Genomic DNA, 19384 nt, shown 5'->3' with positions numbered 1-19384 from the left:
GGCCGCCAACATCCCGGCCACGCCCGTGCCCCGCACGCTGACGACGCCCGCTCCGCCTCGCGTGGAGCCCGCCGCCATGCCCGCCGTGGCCGTGGCGCCGAACACGGGCAGCAAGCTCCTGGGGCCCACGAGCGCGCTGGCGCCGGGGGACCTCTTCGACCACGCCCGGGCCGCGGAGGCCGCCTTCACCGCCGGGGACTACACCACCTGCGTCACCGCCTGCACCGACGCCGTCCGCCGCGCCATGGCGTTCGCCGGTGAAGGCTCCCTGGCCCAGCAGGCCTTCCTGCTGCACGTGGATGGTTCGGACCTGCTGCGCCTGCAGGGGCTGTCCACGCTGCCGCAGCTGCGCGTGGATGACGCGGCGTTCGCGCTCTACGTCCTCATGCAGGTCTTCGTGCGACTCAACGCCGTGGGGCTTCCGACCGCCGGGTGATTCGCATGGGGCACGGCTCCCGGGCCGTGCCCCAAGGGCTCAGCGCGGGAGCGTGAGCTGCAACAGCCCCATGCGGTGCAGCTTCGCCAGCGTCTTGAGCGTCTCCAGCTCTCGCGCGGGGCTGGCCAGCACCAGCGTGGACACGTCCCACGTCCCGCTGACGAGCCCGGCGATCTGCCGCTCCTCCGGCTTGAGCATCACCATCGCATGGGGGGCCTGGATGAGCTGCGGCACCACCAGCGGCGGCAGGTCCGCGTAGAGCGCTGCCACGTGCTCGCGCTGCACCAGGCGCGCGAACTCGCGCACGCGCCGGTCCGCGGGGTCGCTGGCCAGCAGGGACGCGCACACGATGCCGGCCGCGTCGTACTGGCCCTCGCGCATCAGCACCGCGCCCTTCTCCAGCATCTCCGCCACCGGATCCGCTTCCACCTGTGGCGCGCCATCCACCTCCACCAGCTTCGCGCGCAGCAGCTCGTGCACCCGGCGCGTCACCGACGAGCGCGACACGCCCATGGACAGCCGCAGCCGCCCCAGGTTCTGCGGCGTCGTCGTCAGCGCCAGGATGATCCGGTGCATCAGCGGCTGGCTGGGGCTGGGCGGCGACAGCGCCTTCACGCTCAGCGCGTCGATGGGCAGCGCCTTGTCCACGTCCCCCTGCTCGTCCACCCAGCGCAGGGACTCGAAGAGCAGCTCGCGGATGCTCATGTCGGACGGCACCCAGTCCTCACCGGTGCGGTCCGCGTCCTCCGTCCAGTGGAAGGTGCCCTGCCCCGCGATGGTCAGGTCCGTCATCGCCGCGAACAACTCCTCGCGGCCCAGGTCGCGCACCCACCGCGCTTGCACACCGTGCGCGTCGAAGGCCGCGTCCACGTCCGGCGTGCGCGCCAGCTCGTCGAACGCCGCCAGCACGCGCGTGCCCGCCGCCAGCTTCGGCAGCGACAGCAGGCGGGCCACCCGTCCGCGCAGGCCTTCGCTCGCGGTGGCGCCCACCTGGCCGGACAAGAGGAACAACTTGCGCTCGCCTGCCTCCCACGACAGCTGGAGCGTCCCCGTCTTGCGGGAGCTGTCCAGCCATTGAAGGAACTCGGGGAGCGGGTAGCTGAAGAGGTCGCCGTGGATGGCCATGCGTGTCGGATTCGAGGATACAGTCCCAGGCCGTGCGCGTCGCGGTCCTGTTCATCGACGGGGTGGGCATCGGACGGAAAGACCCGGCCGTGAACCCGCTCGCGGACCGAGACCACCTCCTGGCCTGGTTCCAGGACGCCCCCGCCCCCGCCCTGCCCCATGGCGGCGTAGGCCTTCCGGTGGACCCCACCTTCGGCGTGCCCGGCCGGCCCCAGTCCGCCTCCAACCAGACGGCCATCCTCACCGGAGACCCCGCCCCCGTCCTCGTGGGCGGCCACGTGCTGGGCTACCCCAACACCGCCCTGCGGGATTTGCTCGCGGAGCGCTCCATCGTGCGGCGCCTCAAGGCCGCGGGCCGCACCGCCACCTTCGCCAACGCGTACCCCGCGCCATACCTGGACGCGCTCGGCGTTCCCCGGCGCCCGTCCACGTCCCCACCGGAGTTCACCCTGTCGGAGCGCGCCGCGCGCAAGGTGCGCCCCTCCGCCGCCAAGCTCGCCTTCGCCGCGGGAGACGAACCGCTGCGCACGCTGGACGACGCGCGGGCCGGCGACGGCCTCACCCACGACATCACTGGCGTCGCCGCGCGCGCATACGGATTGGACGTGCCCCACCGCACGCCCGGAGAAGCCGCGGCCCTCTTCTGGCGCATCGCCGGACAGGCGGACTTCACCTTCTTCGAGCACTACCTCGCCGACGAGGCCGGCCACGCCCAGGACTTCACGGCCGCCCGCCTGGCGCTCGACACCTTCGACGCCTTCCTGCGCGCCGTGGCGGCCACCCGCCCGCACGACGCGCGCGTGTTGGTGTGCAGTGACCACGGCAACGTGGAGGACCTGTCGGTTCGAGGACACACCGTGCACGCCGTGCCCATGCTCTACTTCGGCCCCTCCGCCCCGGAGGTAGCGTCGTTCTCCACCGTCGCGGACGTGGGCCGCTCGGTGATCCGCTGGCTCGGGGCCAACTAGAGGGACGCAGGATGCGGGTGGGCGGTACCGGACGATGGAGCCTGTTGCCCGCCCTGCTCGCGGTAACGGTCCTCCTTTCCGCGTGCGCCGCCGCGCCGAAGAAGGCCGACAGCCCCACCGCCACGCTGGCGCTGCCCGGCGGTGAGTTCCTCTTCGAGCACTCCGCGAAGGACACCCAGGCCGCGGACATGGTCCGCCGCGCCGTGGAGAACGCCGCGCCAGGCCTGGCCCGCTGGGGCACCTTCCAGGAGCCCGTCACCCTGGTCATCCACCCGAACCACGCCGCCCTGGAGCGCGCCGCACGCCGCTCCGGCTACGACTTCCTGCGAGCCTGGGCCCGCTACGAGCAGGTGGAGGTCCAGAGCCCCCGCACCTGGACGCGCGCCGGCGCCACCCAGAAGCAGGTGGACGAGCTGCTCCTGCACGAGCTCACCCACAGCCTCATGTGGCAGGCGTCCGCCTCCATGTCGGACTGGACGAAGAAGGGCATCCCCATCTGGTTCAGCGAGGGCATGGCCTCGTACACCGCCGGCCAGGGCTACCGCGTCCCCAGCCTGGAGGACCTGTCCCGCTTCCTCCACCAGTACCCCCAGGCGGATCCGCTCGCCCGCGCCGAGTCGCTCTACGAGACCGAGAACGCCACCGTCTACGGCGCCGCCCACCACGCCTTCACCTTCCTCATGGAGCGCTACGGAGAGGCGCGCATCCGGGGCGTCCTCGCCGCCATGCGCAGGGGCCAGGACTTCACCGGAGGCTTCCTGGAGGCCATCGGGCTGCCCGTGGACGCCTTCCTCCGCGACTTCCGCCGCTACGTGTACCTGAGGGGCTTCAAGGGGGGCCGGCTGACCCCACCCCTGGTCCTTCCACGCCCGGAAGGGCGCGGAATTCCTGGGAATCCCAAGCCCCCAGCACCATCTACCCCACATTCGCCCACTTCCGCGCCCCCGGACACAACTCCGGTGGCCCCAAGCCCGACAAGTTGAGCAAGCCCGCTATGCGTGGGCCGCCGGAGGTCTCCCCCGTGACCGATTCGAAAATCAACCGCCCGAAACCCACCTCGTCCCCCACCACGGGTAACACCACCACGGATGCCGCCACGCTGGCCGAGCGGCAGAGGGCCGCCGCCGCGAAGGCCGCCGCCGCGAAGCGCAACCAGTCCGGCTTCGAGTCCGCTCCGGCGACGGGCGCTCGCGCTCCGGTGGCCGGCACCGGCAACCTGGCCCGCTCCGCCAACGCGAGCGCGCTGTTGGGCGCCGCGCCCACGTCCGCGGTGAAGAACGGCGCGACGGTGGCGAACCCCACCACGCGCACCATCACGTTCACGTACGACGCGGGCCCTCACGCGGAGCTCACCAACCCGAAGCTCAAGGGCAGCTGGGACACGGACGGCCGCTACAACGCGCAGTGGTCCTCTGGCGGCATCCCCATGAAGTCGCTGGGCAACGGCAAGTACGAGGCCACGGTGAAGGTGGCGGACGACGGCCTGGCTCGCAACTGGGAGTGGGGCGTCAGCGTGGACGGCCCGTCCGGCAAGGACCAGTGGGCGGTGATGGGCGAGGGCAACCTCAAGTTGGACCTGTCCAAGTCCACCGCGTCGTACTCGCCCACGACGTACCACACGATGGGCGCGCAGAAGTCCGGCCAGGACGTGAACTTCAAGTTCTGGGCGCCGGACGCGCGGGCCGTGCAGGTGAAGGTGACGGACAAGCAGGGCCGCGAGCAGCGCATCCCCATGACGCGCGACGAGGGCGGCAACTGGACCACGCAGGCCAAGGGCGCGTGGGCCCAGATGGAGGGCAAGGCCTACGTCTACGAGGTGGTGGACTCCACGGGCGCTGTCAGCGACCGGCCGGACCCCTACGCGCGCCGGATGATGGGCGAGCAGCGCGGCCTGGACCGGCTCTACCTGGACCCCACGCGCGGCAAGGAGGTGGACCGCTACTTCACCGGCGCCACCGGCCTGATGCGCTTCGACATCGACAGCGCGGAGGACGCGGACAGCGCGTTCCTGATCCTCAAGGACGGCGACGGCAACCCGCTCAACAAGCAGCAGCTCCAGGAGCGCCTGGGCAAGTTCGACGACACGCTCATCGACAAGCTGCACGGCGGGAAGCTCAACGACTTCTGGTCGCGCAACGTCACCGACGACGGCCGCATCAAGATGACCAACCAGGCCGGCGCGTGGACCGCGCTCGTCAATGATCCGGAGAAGCTGGCCGGCCTGCGCTACGAGTTCCAGGTGTTCGACAAGGACGCGCAGGGCAAGCTCCACCTGCGCGACGACGTGAACAACGACGGCAAGCTCTCCGACACGGAGCGCCTGGCGTCAGCGGAGAACGACCCGTGGAGCGACCTCATCACCACGGGCAGCGGCGTGTCCTTCCGCGGCTCCATCCTCACCGACCCCACGACGTTCCAGTTCAAGAACGACGACGTCCCGCGTGAGAAGGATCCGTCGAAGTGGGTGGTGTACCAGCTCCACCCGGGCAGCTTCCTGGGCGAGGCGGGCAACGCCAACCGCTCCACCATGGAGGACCTGATCAAGAAGCTGGATTACTTCAAGGAGCTGGGCGTCACCACGCTGGAGCTGCTGCCCACCAACGAAGTGGAAGGCGCGCGCAACTGGGGCTACCTGGGCGTCAACAGCCTGGCCACGGAGAGCTCCTTCGGCTTCGAGGACGAGACGGGCCAGTGGGTGGAGGGCGATGAGGCCCTCAAGCGCTTCATCGACGCGGCCCACGGCAAGGGCCTGAACGTGGTGTCGGACGTCGTCTACAACCACGTCTTCGGCGACCACAACGGCCTGTGGAACGTGGGCGGCCCCAGCAACCCCTACTTCAACTGGTCCAAGGAGCCCGGCCAGTTCGAGCAGCGCGACACCCCGTGGGGCGCCGTGCCCGCGTACAACACGCCGCAGGTGAAGCAGCTGTTCGTGGACCATGCCGTGCAGCAGATCGCCGAGCTGAAGTTCGACGGCCTGCGCTTCGACTTCACGGAGCCCATCAAGGGCACGGGCGGCAAGGACGGCTGGGAGATGCTCCGGGAGATCAACCGCCAGGTGCACTTCATCAACCCGGACGCGTGGACCGTGGCGGAGCAGTTCGACTACGAGCCGGACATCTCGCGTCCGGCGAAGTCGGACGGCACGGGCGGCGGCTTCGACGCCCAGTGGTACACGGAGTTCCAGCACCGGCTGGTGCGCGACAACAGCAAGCCGGGCCTGATCCAGGCCGCCTCGCGCGGGATGAAGACGGACGTGGACGCGTTCGTGAACCTGATGACGAACCCGCGCGGCCTGGACGGCTGGAAGCACGCGCTGTCCATCATCAGCAACCACGACGAGGTGGGGAACGCGGAGCGCACCATGAACACCGCGGAGGGCGCGGAGGCCACCGACTTCCCGGACAACTGGTCGCGCGGCGCCGCCCGCTTCGCCGCCGGCATCGGCATGGCCGGCCCGGGCATCCCCATGTTCTTCCAGGGTGACGAGTTCGGCGCCCAGAACGACTTCAAGTGGGGCAACCCGTCCACCTGGGACAGCGACTGGAGCTGGCAGGACGTGGGCCAGGGCGTGGACTTCGGCAAGGTGACGTTCAACGACACCACCAAGGCCACCTACGAGCGCCTCTTCGAGCTGTCCCCGGACGCGCGCGCGAAGGACAGCGCGTACAAGGCCTTCTCCGCGGACGACAAGAAGCTGTTCTCGGAAGTGGCCGCCCTGCCCGCCTCCGAGCGCAAGGACGCGATGCTGGACGTCACCCGCCGGCAGTCCTTCAGCTTCTACAAGGACTCCATCGGCCTGCGGAACAGCAGCGACGCCTTCAGCGCGGCGGCGGAGGTGAAGCGCGTCTACACCCACAACGACGACAGCGTGATGGCCTTCACGCGCAAGTCGGGCAACGAGGAGTTCCTCGTGGTGGGCAGCCTCAACCAGAAGAACCTGGAGGGCTACTCGCTGCCGCTGCCCCCGGGCCAGTGGAAGGAAGTGCTGAACAGCGACGCCTCCGTGTACGGCGGCGGCAACTTCGGCAACTACGGCGCCACGCTGAACGGCGGGAACACCCCGGTGAACATCCCCGCCGCCGGCTACGTGGTGCTGAAGAAGGTCGGTTAGTCCTTCTTCGCCTCCGGTCCGGCCGTCCCCTTCTGCGGGGCGGCCGGGCTGGGCAACAGCGGCGGCCGGTCCTTGCCCTCCATGGTGCGCTGCAGCTCCAGCTCCTGGAGCAGCACCGCGGGCGCCACGGTGGACACGGGCACGTTGCCGCTCTCCGCGCCGCAGAAGCCGTTGAACACGCCCAGCTTCTGCCCCGTGGCGAGGATGCGGTTCACGGACGACAGCGGCGTGCCCACGATTTCGACCCCGCGCACCAGCGTCTCCTCGCCGGTCTTCACGTCCACGCGGTACACCATGCGCGGCACGCCCTTGAAGGCCTGGTAGCCGTAGCTGGACGTGTTGGTGTTGCCGCCGGTGATGTCTCGGATGATGAGCCCGTACGGCTTGCCCTGCCGCTTCGCCTCCGCGACGAGCAGCTTCTTCAGCTCCGCGTCGCTCACCTGCTTCGTGCTGTCCACCAACAGATTCGCCATGCGCGCCACCGGCTGGAGCGTGCCCTGGCCGCGCCCGTGGCCGTTGGACTTGGGGAAGCCCTCCACCGGGTGACGGCTCATCAGGTAGCCCTTGAGCACGCCCTTCTCCACCAGGCTCACCGGCTGCCCCTTCACGCCCTCCTCGTCGTAGAGGTAGTAGCCGTTGAGCGGCTCGCCGTTCACCTCGCGCCGGGACGGATCATCCCGCAGCGACAGGAAGGCCGGGAGGATCTGCTTCCCCTCCTGTCCCTTGAACGTCTTGCCGTCGGTGTCGCCGTCCTGCCGGTCCGCTTCCAGCCGGTGGCCGAGCGTCTCGTGGAAGAGCACGCCCGCGGCCTCCGGCGCCAGGATGGCCGGGCCCGCGTACGGGGTGATGGCCGGTGCCTGCCGCAGCGCGAGCAGCTCGTCGATGACCTTCCGAGCCGCCGCGTGGACCGTGGCCTCGTCAGGCATCCCCGCTTCCGTGGGCAGGTAGAAGCTGCGCGAGTTGTCGAGCAACTGCCCGTCCGGCGCGCGCGTCACCGCGGAGACGTGGAACGCGTACAGCGTCTCCTCCGTGATGAGGCGCGTGCCTTCCGACGACGTAAACAACCGCGTGACCTTGTCCGCGGTGATGCGCACTTCTGAATCGAACAGCTCCGGGTGCGCGTTGAAGCGCGCGGACACTTCGCGCGCCAGCTTGCGCCACTTCTGGCGATCAAAAGGGAACGCCACCGGCGGCTGCACGTAGGTGGCGGGCGTCTCCTTGGAGAAGGACGCGGGGCGCTTGGGGTCCTCCACCGAGTAGACGTCCTCACCCTTCTTCTTCAGGTACTGGAAGAGGGCGGCCTTGTACTTCTCGTCCGTGACGAGCCACAGCGCCGTGCGCAGCGCGAGCGGCGAGTCGTCCTGCGGCCCGTCCTTGCGCGCGGTGAAGCTGGAGCCCTTGCTGGTGCTGAAGCCGAAGTCGAGCGAGTCCGCCACCGAGCTGTCGTAGTCGTAGCTGCCCACGCGCACGTCCACGCCCAGCTTGCGCTCGCGGTAGTCGTCGTCCTGGAACAGCGCTCCGTAGCGCGCGATGATCAACCGCGACTCGTAGTCCTTCACGCCGTAGCTCAGGAAGTACGGCGCTTCATGGCCGTTCACCTTGAGCTGCTGCTGGTTGCGCTGAAGCTCCGCGCTCATCGCGTCCAGCAACGGAGCGCGAGGGTCGGGAGCGGGCGCCGCGCCCATCAGCAGCGACGCGGCCATGAGCATCGGGAACAGGGGACGGGAGGAGCCGGGCACGGCCACGCACTGTAGCCAGAAACGCGGCGAGGGCCCTCCCCTCACGCACCCTGGCGTGAAGCGAGGACCCTCCTGCCCGCATGCCCTGTTCGTTTACGCCTTGACGATCTTCTCGCGGCCCTGCGTGACGGCCTTGGTCGCGTTGCGCGTGTCGACGACGATGTTCGAGCGCTGGACCAGCTCGTTGTAGTCGATGTGCGAGTGGTCCGTGAGGATCATCACCGCGTCGTACTGGTTGAGCGTCTCCGGGTCGAGCGGGACGGACTTCATCTCCATGTTGAAGCCGTGGCCCTTGTGCAGCTCCTTCACGAACGGGTCGTGGTAGGCGATCTCCGCGCCCTTCTCCTTGAGGAGCGTCATCACGCGCAGCGACGGGGACTCGCGGTGGTCGTCGATGTCCTTCTTGTACGCCGCGCCGATGCAGAGGACCTTCGCGCCGTTGAGCACCTTCTTGTTCTGGTTGAGCGCCTCCATCGTGCGCTGCACCACGTAGTAGGGCATCTGCCAGTTCACCTCACCGGCCAGCTCGATGAACTTGGTGTGGAACTCGAACTCGCGCGCCTTCCACGTCAGGTAGAACGGGTCGATGGGGATGCAGTGCCCGCCCAGGCCGGGGCCCGGGTAGAACGGCTGGAAGCCGAAGGGCTTGGTGCTGGCGGCCTGGATGACCTCCCACACGTCCACGTTCATGCGGTCGCAGAGCATCTTCATCTCGTTGACCATGGCGATGTTCACGCAGCGGTAGATGTTCTCCAGCAGCTTGGAGAGCTCCGCGACGCGCGTGGAGGTCACCGGCACCACTTCCTTCAGGGCGCTGCCGTAGAGGGCGACCGCCACCTCCAGGCACGCGGGCGAGTAGCCGCCCACGACCTTCGGAATCGTCTTGGTGTTGAAGCCCTTGTTGCCCGGGTCCTCGCGCTCGGGGCTGAAGGCCAGGAAGAAGTCCACGCCCGCCTTGAGACCGTTCTTCTCCAGCAGGGGCTTGAGGATCTCCTCGGTGGTGCCCGGGTAGGTGGTGGACTCCAGGATGAAGAGCTGGCCGGGGCGCACGTACGGCGCCAGGGCCTCACCCGTCTGGATGATGAAGGTCATGTCCGGCTCACGCGACGCGGTCAGCGGCGTGGGGACGCAGATGATGACGCAGTCGAGCTCGCGGGACTTCGCGAAGTCGTTGGTCGCCTTGAGCTTGCCAGCGTTGGTGAGCTCCGCCAGCGGCGCGCTGGGGATGTGCTTGATGTAGCTCTCACCCTTGGCGATCTTGTCGATCTTGCGCTGGTCGACGTCCAGCCCCGTGACCGGGAAGCCTGCTTCCGCGAAGGCCATGCCCAGCGGAAGACCGACGTACCCGAGACCCACCACGCCCACCTTCGCTTCCCGATTCTGAATCCGACCCAGCAACGGGTTGCCAACCATCACGCGCATTGTCGTTACTCCCAGCAGTTGACGTGCGGCCTCGCCGGCTCACACGTCCCGACCCACACCAATCACCTGAAGACGAACACCCACCCCAACCATGCCGGAGGCGTCAGCTGCCTCCGGAACTCCACCGACACCGCCGGCACCACGCGCCCATACGCGGGCGAGTAGCGAGACGGCACGAGCAGGGTCTCCAACCCCCGCCCGAAGAGCACCCAACCCGCGGGTGCATCCGCCGGTCCAATCTCCAGGGCCCGCGCATCGAAGGCCTCCGGGCCCTCCTGCACGCGCCCCGCCCGCGCCACCACTTCCGCCGCGGGCTGGCACCACCGCGCCTGCGCATCTGGCAGGTGCAAACGTCCGACCACCTCATGACGGCCCGTTCCGACGAGCCGGTCCCCCACGGCCAGCGCGCGCACGTGCCGGTCGAGGAAGAAAGTCCTCTCAATCCCTACCGGGGCCGGCAGGTGGCGGTAGCCGTCGTGGCGCACCACCAACCGGTCATGCTTCGCGCCGGGCTGGAAGGCCACGACGCGAGCCCGGGCATCCTCCGGCAGCGCGAACAGCCGCGCCGGATCCAACGGGGCCTGCTCCGCCCCATCCACCTGAAGCGTGTTGTGCGCCGCGGTGCTCCGCATCGCGTTGCGCAGAGCCGGATCCCGCGTGTACGAACCCGTGCCTGAATCGACGATGACGGGGCGGCCGGCGAGGTGAAGCTCGAAGGAAAGCTTGTCGTTGTGGCTGTGTCCTCCGACGCCCCGCTGCCCCTGCTTTCCGGCCGAGACGGTGAGCACGACCCCTTCGCCGCGCAAGATGTGAAAGCCACCTTCCGAAAAGCTTACCGACGCGGGCGCCGGAGCCACGGGCAGCGCGTTGAAACGCACCAGGCCCGCGTCGCCCAGGAGCCACGCCGCCTCGTCCGGGAACACGCCGCCGCCCAGCCCCGCATCGTTGAAGAGCGCCGCGCCCAGCCCCGCGAGGTAGCTGTGATCCCCGTCCTCGCGCTCCTGGAACGGGAACACGCGGCCGCTGTCGTTGTCGCCAATCTGTGGAGCCAGGCCGGCTTCCGACGACCACGCGCGGGCCGCGACGAACATCAATCGCAGACGCGCTTCGTACGCGGGGCCCATCGACACGCCCGCGCCGCGAGCGACGAGGAAGGCCAGCGTGAACAGCTCCACCGACAGGCGGTGGTAGGGAATGGAGCCCTCGAAGGACGTGCCTTCGGGGTGGACCTGCGCCTCCATTTGAGTGCGCAGGCCGTTCGCCGCGAGCGCCACCTGACGGGGCGCGCCGGGCAGCTCCGGAAAGAGCAGCCCCACCACCGCCAACCCCACGTAGTTGGAGACGAGGTGGTTGTTGGGCACCGCGCTGGTGTCCTCCAGGTGGGCTTCCACCCAAGCGCAGTGCTCCGCGAGCGCGCCCAGCACGGGCACCAGGAACTCCGGACGGCGCACTTCCGGCGCGTCCGCGAACATCACCAGCGCCTGCGCGATGTTGGCCGCGCGCAAGCCAATCTCCATGGGGCACGTCCAATGGACGCCCATGCCCACGGGGTTCGCCTGCAGGAAGTCCAGCGTCTGCGCGACGAAGGCCGTGGCGAAGCGCGAGCGCTCCGCTTCGGTGTCCGCCACCCACGCGCCCTGGGCCAGGGCCAGCGCGCTGTCCAGCCGGGCCATCACCCACGGGTACTTCGGATCCATGCCCGTCACGTGCAGCGGCATGCGCTCCACGGGATCCACCGGGTACTGCCGGCCGCTCACCGGCTCCAGGGACCAGTCCACCGGCTTGCCTTCGCCGAAGGCCACCTTCATGCCGAAGACGTCCCACTCCTGACGGAGCGCCTGTTCGGCGCGCTCGAGCGTGCGCACCTTCGCGCCCGGAAGCTTCTGGATGGCGGCGCGAGCGGACTCGCGCTGCGACAGTTCGCACCAGGCGCGCGACGTGCGGTGATCCAGCGCGAGCGTCACCAGGTCCTCGGCGCGGGTGGCGCCGAAGGACTCCAGCAGCTGCGCCTCGTCCACCTGCTCCCGGCGGCGGTACAGCGCCTGCCGTGCGACCTTCTGGACCCGGCGGACCGCGCTCTTCGCGAGCGCCCCAGGCGCCATCCGAGCCATCGTCGCGTAGTAATCGAGAGTACCCATCCGCCCCTTCCCGCCCAGCCTGACGTGGGCTGGTGATAGCAAGCGGCTGGCCAAAACCTTTTCCCAGCAAGAGCAAGGGTTTGGCTCGAGGGGGCTGCCCGAACGGCGGTAAAAATGTCCGCCCGGCGTGATCAGCGTGGGTAAAGGATTGCTGCCTGGTGCGGAACGGAAGTGCTCCCCGGTGGAGCCATTGCGCCTCTTGACGGGCATGACCATTCCTTGGCGCGTGCGGGCTGGGGCTTGGATGGGGCGGCGCATCGAGGACGACCTCGATGCCAGGATGGAAACGACGCTGACGGCGGTGGCCGAGCAGGCGCTGCGCAAAGGAACGCGCGCGGGCCTGGAGGCTCTCCTCAAGGCGTCCTTGCGGCTGACCGGTGCGACCGGCGCGGCCCTCTATGAAGGACGCGTTTGCGTGATGAAGGTGGGGAACGTCCCCGCCCGTCGCGCGGATGCATCGAAGCGGTCCTCTGTCATGGAGATATGGCCCGCGCCACTGACGACGTCGCAGCGGAGCGTGGTGGCGCGCTTCAGCACGTTCGCCCCGGCGCTGCTCGCGGCGCATTCGCGCGAGGCGGCCCAGGGCGCACGACAGGCCCGGCTGCTGGAAGCGAAGCGGCGCCTGGAGCGCACCGTGGCGGTGCAGGACAAGCGGCGCTCGCGCGCGGCGCATGACCTGCGTACACCGCTCATGGTCATCAAGGGCTACGTGGACATGATGCTCAAGGGCACCGGCGGACCGCTGGGCCCGCAGGCGCAGCGCTACCTGGAGCGCATCGCCAAGGTCGCCGCGGATCAGAAGGAGCTCATCGACCGGCGCCTGGCACCACCCGTGCCGGGCCTGGATGACCTGCGCCCCGTGCTGACGCGCGCCTTCGCGCCCACGCGAGGCCGCGCCGCCCCCACGCTGACGCTGCCCGCGGAACGGACCGTACCGGTGAGAGGCGCCCGGGCGGACTGGGAGCTGCTCGCCCGCACCCTCGCCAGGGGCACCGTTGGCGCCGTAGCGGTGGACGTCCACCTGGGCCCGACCCAGGAGTCCTCCCAGTGGCTGCTGCGCGTCCAGGCCTGCCCTGGCGCGGCCCTGACGGCGCGGACGCAGGCCATGCTCCAGCAGCTCACGGAGCGGCTGGGAGGCACGATGGCCGTGGCCGTGGAGCCCCGCCTGGAAATCACCCTGGTGCTGCCGGGGGATGACGCCTTCCCCGTACCTGCCCACTGCTGAGAGTATGAGAAGGAGGGAGACGTCGGGCCAGTGCGCGAAAGGTAGGCGGAGGTCGCAACTCGCCTACTCGCAACTGCGATAAAAGGGAAAGCGGTTTTCCTTCCTGACCCCGAAGGCCTCCCCCATGAAGCTCAACCGAAGCTCGAGCGTGCTCTCCACGAAGTCCGACTCGGCGCTGTCGACGCCGCAGCCGCGTCGCAGCAACTCCGTGGATGCGAAGCCCACCACGACGACGTCGCCGTCCTCGACGCCGACGAAGCCCGCCCGGTCGAACTCAGCGCCCCCGACGGCCAACCGGCCGCCGAGTGACGTGTCCACCGGCAGCCCGTCGCGCACCCGCCCGCGCAACCCCGAAGGGGCGGCGAGCGTGAACAACACGCAGGCGAGCGGCGCCAAGAAGCCCACGACGAACACCGAGATCCGCGCCTGGTACAAGCAGCAGATCGCCGGCATCCCTGCGAACGACGCGAAGCTCCAGGCGCAGGGTGCGTCGCTGGCGGACCGCGCGAAGGCCGCGCACGCCATCCGCCACGAGGCCCGCGTGGGCGCGCGTGAGTTCATGGGCACGTTTGAATCCGCGATGCTCAAGGCGCGCGACTTCTTCAAGTACGGCCGTCTGGACGGCCCCTCTTTCGACCAGCTCGTCGGTGAGGCCAAGAAGAGCGGCTTGAGCGAGGCGCAGGCGTACGACAAGATCATCAACAGCTCGCAGCGTACCAACCAGGCCGTGGACAACATCTACGCCAAGCCACAGGCAAAGCTATGAACGCTGATCAACTGATGAAGCAGAAGCTGGAGTGGGTGAAGACGTCGGACCCGCTCCACCCGCTGCGCACCAAGGCGGAGGGCAAGGAACTGCGCCTGCGCATCGGCGACTTCCCCGAGGAGTCCATGTACACGCTGCTCGTCGACGACCAGGAGGTCACCGAGTTCGACGACTGGCCCAAGGCGTGGGTCCGCCCGCGCTGAAGAAGCGCCTCGCGGCTGAAAAGAACAGACGCCCTGTCCCTCGCTCCAGGCGAAGGACGGGGCGTCGTCGTTTCCAGGCTGCCCTGCCCTGCTTCAGCCCGGCAGCAGCTGGCGCACGAGCTCCAGGAGCTTGCCGCGCTCCACCTCGCGTTTGACCAGGTAGCCGTCCGCGCCCGCCTCCAGACCGGCCGCGCGGTCCTCGTTGCTGTCCAGCGACGTGACCAGGATGATGGGCGTGCGCCGGAACATGGGGTGGCCCTTGATGCGGCGGGCCAGTCCCACGCCGTCCAGCCGGGGCATCTGCCAGTCGCTGACCACCAGGTGGCAGTGAACGCGCTCCAGCACCTGCCACGCCTCCTCGCCGTCCGACGCCGTCACCACCGGGTAGCCGGCGATCTCCAGCAGCGACTTCATGGCGAAGCGCGTGGTGAGCGAGTCGTCGCACACCAGGATGCGCGGGAGTTTGGACTCACCACCGGAGGTGCGCGTGTCCGGCTTGGCTGCGCGCAGCAGCTCCGGCGCGTTGAGCACCGGAACCACGCGGCCGTCGTCCAGCACCGCCGCGCCCGCCAGGTGCGTGACGTCCCGCAGGTGCTTGCCCAGCGCGCGGACCACCAGCTCCTGCTGCCCCACCACCTCGTCGATGGCGTACAGCACGCGCTCTTCACCGAGCGACAGCAGCACCGCGGTCTGCCGCCGGCCCGACTCCAGCGCGAGCGGCATGCGCGGCAGGCCGATGGCCTCCGAGAGTGACAGGAACGTGAGCTGCTCGCCATCCAGCCGCGCCACCACGCGTCCGGCCACCGTGCCCACGTCGTCCGCGTCCAGCCGCAGCACGCGCTTCACGGTGTCGGAGGGAATCGCGGTGATGGTGGTGCCGGTGCGCACCAGCAGGCCCAGCGCCGCCGCCAGCGTCAACGGCAGGTCCACGATGAAGCGCGTGCCCTTGCCGGGCGTGTACTCCACGTCCGCGCTGCCCTGCAGCCGCTGCGCGGTGGCCAGCACCACGTCCAGGCCCACCCCACGACCCGACGTGGAGGTCACTTCATCTCGCGTGGAGAAGCCCGGCTGGAAGATGAGCCGCGCGGCCTGCGCGTCCGACAGCTTGTCCGCCGCCTCCTGGTTCATCAGGCCCCGGCGCACCGCCGTCGCGCGCACGCGCACCGGGTCCAGGCCCGCGCCGTCATCCTCCACGATGACGCCAATGCGCGTGCCCCGCGCCTCCACCCGCACCACCAACCGGCCCGTCTCCTGCTTGCCCGCCGCCTTGCGCTCCGCGGGCATCTCCAGCCCGTGGTCGATGGCGTTGCGCACCAGGTGCACCAGCGGATCCTTCAGCGCGTCCACGATGCGCCGGTCGAGCCGCACGTCGGTGCCACCCAGCTCCAGCGCCACCTCCTTGCCCAACCGCGAAGCCGTCTCGCGCACCGTGCGCCGCAGGGGCTCCAGCACCTGCGAGGCCGGCACCATGCGCAGGTCGCGCAGGTCGTCGCGGATGACCTGACCGATGAGCGACTGCTGCTCACCGTCGCGGTGCGCCTCCTTCGCATGCTCCAGCAGGCGCTTCTGCATCGTGCGCATCAGGCCCACGCCCGTGCGCAGCGGCTCCAGCGCGGACCCGCCACCGGACATGGCCAGCTGCGACGCGGCGCGCTCCAGGTGCAGCAGCACCTCGTGCGCCTGATCCGTCAGCGACCGGAAGCCCTCCGTGCGCCGGCCCTGCTGCGACCGCCCGGACACCAGGTGCTCCACCTGGAGCGCCAGCGAGTCCAGCGTCTTCACGGACACGCGCACCGCGCGGTCCACCGTCCCGGCGCGGCCCTCAGGAGCCGGAGTGCTCGCACGCGCCGCGGGCTTCGCCGCAGGGGCCGGAGTCAGATTCACAGGCTCGGGCTCGCGGACCGCGACAACCTCCTCCGCCACGCTCAGCGCCATGCGCAGGTCCACCAGCGCACCCGCCACTTCCGCCGCCGCCAGTCCCGCCGCGTCCCCGCCCTCCTCCATGCGCGTGAAGCCCAGCGCCGCGGCCTCCGCCAGCGTGGCCACCGCATCCGCCTGGACGGCCTCCGCGATCTGCCGCAGGGCGTGCGCCTGGTCCACCGCTGAACGCACCGCGCCCGCCCGGTCCTCCACCTTGGGGGACACCAGCGTGCTCAGCGCCGTCTCCAGCGCCACCAGCGCCTTCAGCCCGTCCTCGCCCAACGGGCCGCTGATGGCGGCGTCGTCGGACCCGGGGGCGGCCGGCTCTTCGTGGCCCAGGGCCTTGAGCAGCGAGCCCACGCCGTCCACCACGGGCTGTTCACCCGCGTCGCCCCGGTTGAGGGCGTTCTCGATGGCGGAGAGGCCCCGGAGCATCGCCTCCACGGCGCCCCGGGAGATGGGCTGATCCACGTCGACGTGGGACAGCCCGTCCTCGATGGCGTGGACGATGCGTTCGATGTCGTCCAGCCCCAGGCTCGCCGCGGAGCCCTTGAGGCTGTGCACCACGCGCTTCAGCGACGGCATCAGGTCCGCGTCGCGGGCGCTGGCCGGCTGCTCCAGCCCCAGCACCTTCGACCCGATGGCCTGAATCTGTTCGCGCGTCTCCGCGGCGAACACCGGCCAGATGCTGCGCAGCAACTGCGGATCCATGAAACCCCAGTCCCCTCTAGCCGCGCCTTGCGGCCGCCGGGTTGCCCAGCTGTGTGAGGTCCAGCACCGTGAGCCGGTCCGGCGTCAGGAACAGGAACGGCCCCGGCGGCGGCTGGGACAGCTCCGCGCGCGGCAACTCCAGCCGTCCGTCCACGACCTCCGCCGCCAGCCCGAACGCCTCGTCGTCCACTTCCACCACCACGACCTTGCTCAGGTCGGACATGCCCCCGCCCTCCAGCCCCAGCAACTGCCGCAGGTCCAGCACCGGCACGATGCGCGAGCGCGACAGGAGCGCCCCCAGCACGTGGCGCGGCGCCCCGGGAAGCGAGCACATCCCGCGCGACTCCAGCACGTGGTCCACGTAGTCGATCTTCACCGCGTAGCGCTCGCCGCCCACCTGGAAGGCGAGCACCGTGACGACCTCCTGGCGCGTCTCGTGGCGCGAGTTCGCCAGCGCCACCGCGCGCTGGTGCAGCACCTCGCGCCGCCTGTGGGCGCTCACGACGGTGGCGCCTTCCAGCAGCATCTGGGCCGCGTCGAGCGAGGCCTTCAGCTCGTCGAAGTCGATGGGCAGCAGCTTGCGGTCGTCAGTAGACATGGGCGGGCGGTCAGTACTTCGTGGCCGGCAGCTTGAGGATGTCCCGCACCTTGGAGCGCAGGTCGTCCACGGACACCGGCTTGTTGAGGAACGCGCTCGCGCCGACGAGCTTCCCCTTCTGGCGGCTCGCGTCGTCCTTCAGCGACGTGAGCAGCATGAAGGGCGTGTCGTGCAGCTTCGGGTCGCCCCGGATGGCCGCGCACAGCGCGAAGCCGTCCATCTCCGGCATCTGCACGTCGGAGATGATGAGGTCCGGCTTCTGCTCGCGCGCCCGCTTCAGTCCCACCGCGCCGTTGGGCGCGTCCACGAAGTCCAGCCCCCACCCCATCAGGTAGACCTGCAGGAGGTTGGTGATGGTCTTCGTGTCCTCCACGATCAGCACCTTCGCTGCCTTGCGTGCCCCACCCGTCACGTTGCTGTTCATAGCTGGTACCTGCCTACAAGTTCAGAGAAGCGCTTCGACAAGATGGAGAGATTGCCGGCCACCTGCTCGATGCGCCGGGTGCCCTCCACCGAATCACTCATGGCGGACGTCAGCTCGCCCATCGCCGTGGCGATCTGCTCCACGCCAATGGTCTGCTGCCGCGTGTTGCCCGCGATCTGCCGCGCCGCCCCGGACGACTCGCGGATGACCTCCGACAGGCCCAGGATGGTGGAGCCCGCGCCGCGCGCAAGCTCCATCGCCGCCTGGGCGCGCCGGCTGCCCTCGTCCGTCGTGGTCACCGCCAGGCGGGTGCCCTTCTGCACTTCACCCAGGAGCACGCGCACCTGCTCGGCCGCCATGCGGGACTGCTCCGCCAGCGTGCGCATCTCCGTGGCCACCACCGCGAAGCCGCGTCCGTGCTCGCCCGCCTTCGCCGCCTCGATGGAGGCGTTGAGGGCCAGCAGGTTGGACTGCTCCGCCACGTCCTTCACCTGTCCGATGATGTCGCTGATCTGCAGCGTGCGCTCGTTCAGGTCGGTGATGGCCAGGGCAATGGCCTTCACCTGTTCGCCCAGCTTCTCCATGCCCTCCACGCTCTCCGTGACGACCTTCTGTCCCTGAGCGCTGAGCGACTCCGACTTCTGCGTCTGGGCGATGACCGCGTCCGCGTAGGACGTGGCCTGCTTGGAGGTCTGGGCGATCTCCGCCACCGTGGTGCTCGTCTCGTTGATGGCGGACGCCTGCTGGTGCGCCATCGCGGACTGCTGCGTGGAGGTGGCCAGCACGCCCGCGGCCTCGTGCTCCAGGTCCGTGGCCGCGCCGCGCAGGTCGTGCAGCAGGTGCACCAGCGCGTCCGCCATGGTGGCGAAGCTGCCCGCCAGTTCGCCAATCTCGTCCGTGCCGGTGGTGTCGATCTGCTGGCGCAGGTCCCCCGCCGCGATGCCCACCGCCGCGCGGGCCAGCCGCTCCAGCGGCTGGATGAACAGGCTGGCCATGCCGGCCGCCGCCAGCAGGCCCAGCACCAGCACCAGCAGGCCCAGGCCCGCGGTGCGCCAGGTGCTGGAGGACAGCGAGTCCGCCAGCGCCTCGCGGTCCAGCGCCAGCTGCACGGTGCCCACGCGCTTGAGCGCGCCGCCCGGCGGGCCGAAGAGGATGGGCGCCGTCGTCTCCACCACGGGCAGCGTGCCCGCCGTCAGCAGGCGGTCCACCACCGCGTCGCCGTCCGCGGGCTCCACGGCGGCGGCGGTCGCGAAGTGCTCGTCCGCGGAGCGCGCCAGCACCTTGCCGCTCGCGTCGCGGATGACGATGTACGCGATGTCCGGCACGCTCTTGAGAGCCGCGTCGGTGCCCAGTTGGAGCATCATCGCGTCGTTCGCCGCGGCGGACGCACCCACGGCGAACGCCATGCCGATGCCCACCGCGCGCGAGCGCTTGGTCAGCTCATCCAGCAGGCCGTCGCTCATCTGCATCCAGAACGCGAAGGTCAGGATGCCGACCAGCACGACGCCGAAGATGCCCGTGCCCCCGAGGATCTTCGTCCGCAGGCTGAGCCTGGTCGAATCCGCCCCTTGAGGCGACGCCATCTTCAAACCTTT

The 19384-nt window shown here is 69.9% G+C and carries 14 protein-coding genes and 1 pseudogene; 7 read left to right on the top strand and 8 right to left on the bottom strand.

Annotated elements, in window-relative coordinates; genetic code table 11:
• A pseudogene (locus D7Y11_RS03045) lies at window positions 1-436 on the top strand (GTP-binding protein); the annotation flags it as partial.
• 39 nt (window positions 437-475) lie between these two features.
• Here D7Y11_RS03045 and D7Y11_RS03040 read toward each other — a convergent pair.
• Complete coding sequence (locus tag D7Y11_RS03040) at window positions 476-1561, bottom strand: DUF4388 domain-containing protein (RefSeq protein ID WP_120574968.1); 1086 nt, start codon at window positions 1559-1561, stop codon at window positions 476-478.
• A 32-nt stretch (window positions 1562-1593) separates the two neighbouring features.
• Here D7Y11_RS03040 and D7Y11_RS03035 point away from each other — a divergent pair, with 32 nt between their 5' ends.
• From D7Y11_RS03035 to D7Y11_RS03025, 3 genes are read left to right on the top strand one after another with little or no spacing between them, the layout of a single operon-like run.
• Window positions 1594-2529, top strand: coding sequence for a metalloenzyme (locus D7Y11_RS03035; protein ID WP_126932969.1), 936 nt, complete (start codon window positions 1594-1596; stop codon window positions 2527-2529).
• An 11-nt stretch (window positions 2530-2540) separates the two neighbouring features.
• A complete protein-coding gene (locus tag D7Y11_RS03030) occupies window positions 2541-3512 on the top strand; it encodes a hypothetical protein (protein WP_126932968.1) in 972 nt (323 codons plus the stop codon).
• 38 nt (window positions 3513-3550) lie between these two features.
• Window positions 3551-6643, top strand: coding sequence for an alpha-amylase family glycosyl hydrolase (locus tag D7Y11_RS03025; RefSeq protein ID WP_126932967.1), 3093 nt, complete (start codon window positions 3551-3553; stop codon window positions 6641-6643).
• Here D7Y11_RS03025 and D7Y11_RS03020 read toward each other — a convergent pair.
• The 3 genes from D7Y11_RS03020 to D7Y11_RS03010 form a co-directional block, all read right to left on the bottom strand.
• A complete protein-coding gene (locus D7Y11_RS03020) occupies window positions 6640-8382 on the bottom strand; it encodes a TldD/PmbA family protein (protein ID WP_306770410.1) in 1743 nt (580 codons plus the stop codon). The genes D7Y11_RS03025 and D7Y11_RS03020 overlap by 4 nt on opposite strands.
• 93 nt (window positions 8383-8475) lie before the next feature.
• On the bottom strand, window positions 8476-9795 hold the full coding sequence (locus tag D7Y11_RS03015; RefSeq protein WP_126932973.1) for a nucleotide sugar dehydrogenase: 1320 nt from the start codon (window positions 9793-9795) through the stop codon (window positions 8476-8478).
• Between the two features lie 71 nt (window positions 9796-9866).
• Complete coding sequence (locus D7Y11_RS03010) at window positions 9867-11942, bottom strand: alginate lyase family protein (protein ID WP_172813900.1); 2076 nt, start codon at window positions 11940-11942, stop codon at window positions 9867-9869.
• 280 nt (window positions 11943-12222) lie between these two features.
• On the opposite strand from D7Y11_RS03010, the gene D7Y11_RS03005 reads away from it, so the two are divergent.
• The 3 genes from D7Y11_RS03005 (at window position 12223) to D7Y11_RS02995 (ending at window position 14136) form a co-directional block, all read left to right on the top strand.
• Entirely contained in the window at window positions 12223-13167 is a 945-nt protein-coding gene (locus D7Y11_RS03005; RefSeq protein ID WP_233607181.1) for a histidine kinase dimerization/phospho-acceptor domain-containing protein, read from the top strand.
• Between the two features lie 124 nt (window positions 13168-13291).
• Window positions 13292-13933, top strand: coding sequence for a hypothetical protein (locus D7Y11_RS03000; protein WP_126932966.1), 642 nt, complete (start codon window positions 13292-13294; stop codon window positions 13931-13933).
• Window positions 13930-14136 (top strand): hypothetical protein, encoded by a 207-nt coding sequence (locus D7Y11_RS02995; RefSeq protein WP_120574963.1) that lies wholly within the window; start codon window positions 13930-13932, stop codon window positions 14134-14136. Before D7Y11_RS03000 ends, D7Y11_RS02995 begins: the two co-directional genes overlap by 4 nt.
• A gap of 93 nt (window positions 14137-14229) precedes the next feature.
• On the opposite strand, the gene D7Y11_RS02990 is transcribed toward D7Y11_RS02995, so the two are convergent.
• From D7Y11_RS02990 to D7Y11_RS02975, 4 genes are read right to left on the bottom strand one after another with little or no spacing between them, the layout of a single operon-like run.
• Window positions 14230-16767, bottom strand: a complete 2538-nt coding sequence (locus D7Y11_RS02990; RefSeq protein ID WP_126932965.1) for a response regulator — start codon at window positions 16765-16767, stop codon at window positions 14230-14232.
• 16 nt (window positions 16768-16783) lie between these two features.
• A complete protein-coding gene (locus D7Y11_RS02985; RefSeq protein WP_120574961.1) occupies window positions 16784-17365 on the bottom strand; it encodes a chemotaxis protein CheW in 582 nt (193 codons plus the stop codon).
• A gap of 10 nt (window positions 17366-17375) precedes the next feature.
• The gene (locus D7Y11_RS02980; protein WP_120566495.1) at window positions 17376-17789 is read right to left on the bottom strand and encodes a two-component system response regulator; all 414 of its coding nucleotides are present in this window, start codon (window positions 17787-17789) and stop codon (window positions 17376-17378) included.
• A complete protein-coding gene (locus D7Y11_RS02975) occupies window positions 17786-19372 on the bottom strand; it encodes a methyl-accepting chemotaxis protein (protein ID WP_120574973.1) in 1587 nt (528 codons plus the stop codon). The genes D7Y11_RS02980 and D7Y11_RS02975 overlap by 4 nt, the downstream gene beginning before the upstream one ends.
• Window positions 19373-19384 lie beyond the last annotated feature (12 nt).

Origin of the sequence: Corallococcus sp. AB018 (assembly GCF_003986945.1) — a bacterium.
Taxonomy (GTDB): domain Bacteria; phylum Myxococcota; class Myxococcia; order Myxococcales; family Myxococcaceae; genus Corallococcus; species Corallococcus exiguus.
Note: the sequence above shows the minus strand (reverse complement) of the source record. Positions and strands in the feature narration are given on the sequence as shown.